The sequence below is a fragment of the Neoroseomonas alkaliterrae genome (assembly GCF_014199195.1).
GTDB classification, from domain to species: domain Bacteria; phylum Pseudomonadota; class Alphaproteobacteria; order Acetobacterales; family Acetobacteraceae; genus Neoroseomonas; species Neoroseomonas alkaliterrae.
This window is the reverse complement of sequence record NZ_JACIJE010000030.1, coordinates 1-3456: the sequence shown is the minus strand read 5'-3', so window position 1 is coordinate 3456 and position 3456 is coordinate 1. Positions and strand designations below refer to the sequence as shown.

Below are 3456 nucleotides of genomic sequence, written 5' to 3'. Positions count from 1 at the left end.
ATCAACGCCAATCTCCATGCCAGAGATCAGCTTGGAATCACGTCCGGCCCCGGCTGGGAATCCCCCCAAGCGCCAGTTTGTCCACGCGGCCTAGCACTCACGACGCCGACGGCATAGCGAGATAGTCCGTCTGCTTGTCATTGTGCGCGCAAAGCAGTTCGAAGCGATAGCCGCGGGACTCGAGGGCGGCGCGGACCTCCTCGAGCGAAACGCCATGCGCCGGCGCCAGCTGCGCCTCCCACTCCAGCACGATGACCGGCCGGCAGCGCTCGATCGTCCCCAGCGCGCCTCGCACGACATGGCCGTCGGCGCCCTGGCAGTCGATCTTCAGGAAGCCGACCCGCTCCAGCCCCAGCGAATCGAGCGGCACCGCGCGCACAGCGGCGATCCCAGTGCCGCCCTGCACGAACATCAGCCCGCCGGAATTCGATGCCTTGCTGAAGGTCTCCTGCAGGTCGGGCCCGCCCTCGATCGTCACCTCCTGCAGGTCCGGTGCGGCGAGCGACAGCTCGGTCTCGGACGAATAGAGGGCGAGATGGTGCGGCACTATCCGTCCCGCCGGCCGCAGCGCGGCATTGGCGCAGAGGAAGTTGAAGTTTCCTGCATTTGCCTCGAAGGCGTGCACGGTACGGAAATGCTTCGCCATGGCGACGGTCAGCGTGCCGAAATGCGCGCCTGCATCCACCGCGACGTCGCCGTTCCGGGCGGCGCGCTCGATCAGCGGCAGGATGTGCTCGTCCCAGGTACCGTGCGCCTGGACATGCTCGGTGATCAGGTCGCCGCGCTTCATGATCATCGGCCCGAAGGCGGTGTCGACGAGGACCGCCGGGCCCAGGTCGGAATGAGCCTCCGCACCGTCCGACGCTGGCATACCGGCACGCGCCGCGAGGTGGAACAGCGTCCGCTCCAGCCGCTGCACCGCGGCCTCGGTGGACCGCGTCGCTTGGTCCATGTCGGCGCGCAGCGGTTCCAGGTCGGCGCGCAATTCCTGCACCGTGCGGGAGGCGGCCAGGGCCTCCGCGCGGGCGGCGGTGATCACCTCGGCGAGGCGCGGCGAGGCGGCGCCGCCGGGCCCGAGTTGCGCCTCGTTCAGCCGGTCGCGCACCCATTCGAGCGTGATGAAGAAGTAGGAGCGCATGAAGGGCCACAGCAGGCGCCGGACCCGCGCGACGATCCAGCTATGCCGAGAAGCCCGCGTTCCCTCTACCCGGAGCTTCTCCTGTATCGCCGCAAGGTCGATATCCCGCATGCCTAGCCCCTCCAAATGCGCGCCATGGCGAAGAACGCATCCTCGACGTCCCGCGCCGACGGCGCGCGGGAGCAACTGGCGGCGTCGAGGATCGCGCGCTCAATCCGTGGGTACCAGCGATCTGCCGCGAAGAGCCGCCGGGCCGCGTCGCTCGTGCGCCGGCGCTGCGCCTCCCGCTCCGCCGGCGGCAGGTACAGCAGCCGCTGGATGCCGCCGGCGAGGCCCTCGACGCTGCGTTCGATCTTAATGGCGTCGCCGGTCATCAGCCATTCCGCGACGCCGGTCTGCGCCGTCACGATGGGGATGCAGCCCTGGGCCGCCGCCTCCGCGGCCACCAGGCCGAAGGGCTCACGCATCCAGGTCGGGAACAGCAGGGCGTCGTAGTCGGCAAAGCGCTGGATCATCGCCTCGCGCCCAATGCCCCCGGCGAAGCGCAGATGCGGGCCAAGGCCATGGGCATGGGCGCGCTGGAGTAGGTCCGGTACCCCACCATTGCCGAAGACGTCCACCGTGAAGCCGCGCTCGCCCCTGTCGAGCAGGAGACGCAGCGCGTCGAGCATCAAGAGCGTGCCCTTGTGCGGCGCTATTCGGGAGGAGAAGACCAGGCGCAGGGTCCCCTCGGGGTCCGAGCGAGGCACGAGGGGCGGAAGCTTATCCGGCACGGTACCGGGCACGAACGCCACCGTGCCCGGCGCCGTGCCGAGCGAATGCGCGGCCTCGTCGTAGACCGTGCGAGACATGGCGAGCACGCTCAGCGCCTTCAGCGCAGGCTCCAGGCGGAACACCCGGGCGAAGCTCCGAAAGGTTTCGGCCGCCTGCCGCGAGTCCAGGAAACGAAACACATTGTCGGCCATATAGTGGACCGGACGGTGGCCGCAGGCGTGCAGAAAGGCGATCAGCCCGAGCGTGCCGAGACCGTCCGTGTTGAACAGGACGACGCGGTCGGGCTCGGTCTCCTCCAGCAGCAGCCGCAGCGCGGCAATGTTGCGCATCGAGAGGAAGCCGCCGCGGAACTCCGCCGCGTCACTGGGGGGGTCCGGCGACAGCCAGTTCGCGTTGAATTCCAGGCTTCGGCGGATGGAAAGGCGCGGATCTACCTGCGTATCGACGCGGTTTACCAGCGGCGTCGTCGCCACGGTGACCGCATGCCCCTGGCGCGCGAGCATGGTCGCGACCTCAGCCGCGAGCAGCTCGTAACCGCCCAAGACTTCCGGCGGGAATAGATTGCTAACCAGGAGCACCTTCATGCGGCGCGCTCCCACCGCCCTGATTCCCGCAGCAGGGCGAGGTAGTGCTCCCCGAATTGGCGAAGGCCGAATTGCGCTACGGCGTCGTCGCGGATCTCCGCCGGGCTCAGCGCGAAGAGGTCACCGGCGGCGGCAGCCTCCAGCATCGCAGCGAGCTCCTGCGCATCGGCGTAGCTGCGGCACCCGCGCAGCACAGCCAGCTCGCCGAGCGCGCCCGCCCGACTGACTACCGCGGGGGTGCCGAGGCACATCGCCTCCAGTGGGGCGAGGGCAAGCAGTTCCGGCTTATGGTAGAAGGTCCCGTCCGGTCCGAAATGCGTCCCGCCATGCACCAGGAGGCTGGCCTGGCCGAGAAGGTGCTGAACCTCCGCGTCTCCGAGCTGCGTTTCGAAGTGCACGTCCCGGCCCGCCGCGGCTTGCAGGAGGCGGTCGAAATAGTCTCGATCGTAAATGCGGCCGGCGATTACGAGCCGCGCACCGCGCGGCAGCGCCGCAATCGCATGCTCGTATCCTTTGTGCGGAAGAATGCGGCCAATCGAGACAAAGAGGCCGCGTTGGCGTCGCGTCGTCGCGAGAGCGAACATCCGGTCATCGACCGGGCCACGGATCAGCCGGACTGGACGGTCGAGGCCGGCAAAGGCCGCGGCAGCGAAGTCGGACTGGGCATGGAAGACGTCGAAGAGGCGGCCGAGCCGGGGATAGTACTCCAGTTCCGCGAACAGGTCGCCGCCATGGTCAGTGCCGAGCACGACCTTGCCGGCGATGCGCGCGCGCGCGGCCGCGAATATGCCTAAGGGCGACAGACATTGGTGCACATGCACCACGTCATGTTCGGCGATCAGGTCATCAAGGGCGCCGCTGGCGACGCTAGGCCGCGTGGACAAACTGGCGCTTGGGGGGATTCCCAGCCGGGGCCGGACGTGATTCCAAGCTGATCTCTGGCATGGAGATTGGCGTTGA

At 68.5% G+C, this 3456-nt stretch carries 3 protein-coding genes; all 3 read right to left on the bottom strand.

What is annotated here, in order from left to right:
* Positions 1-97: 97 nt before the first annotated feature.
* From FHS88_RS20225 to FHS88_RS20215, 3 genes are read right to left on the bottom strand one after another with little or no spacing between them, the layout of a single operon-like run.
* Entirely contained in the window at positions 98-1249 is a 1152-nt protein-coding gene (locus tag FHS88_RS20225) for an FkbM family methyltransferase (RefSeq protein WP_184487296.1), read from the bottom strand.
* 2 nt (positions 1250-1251) lie between these two features.
* A complete protein-coding gene (locus FHS88_RS20220; protein WP_184487295.1) occupies positions 1252-2496 on the bottom strand; it encodes a glycosyltransferase family 4 protein in 1245 nt (414 codons plus the stop codon).
* Entirely contained in the window at positions 2493-3380 is an 888-nt protein-coding gene (locus tag FHS88_RS20215) for a glycosyltransferase (RefSeq protein WP_184487294.1), read from the bottom strand. The genes FHS88_RS20220 and FHS88_RS20215 overlap by 4 nt, the downstream gene beginning before the upstream one ends.
* Positions 3381-3456 lie beyond the last annotated feature (76 nt).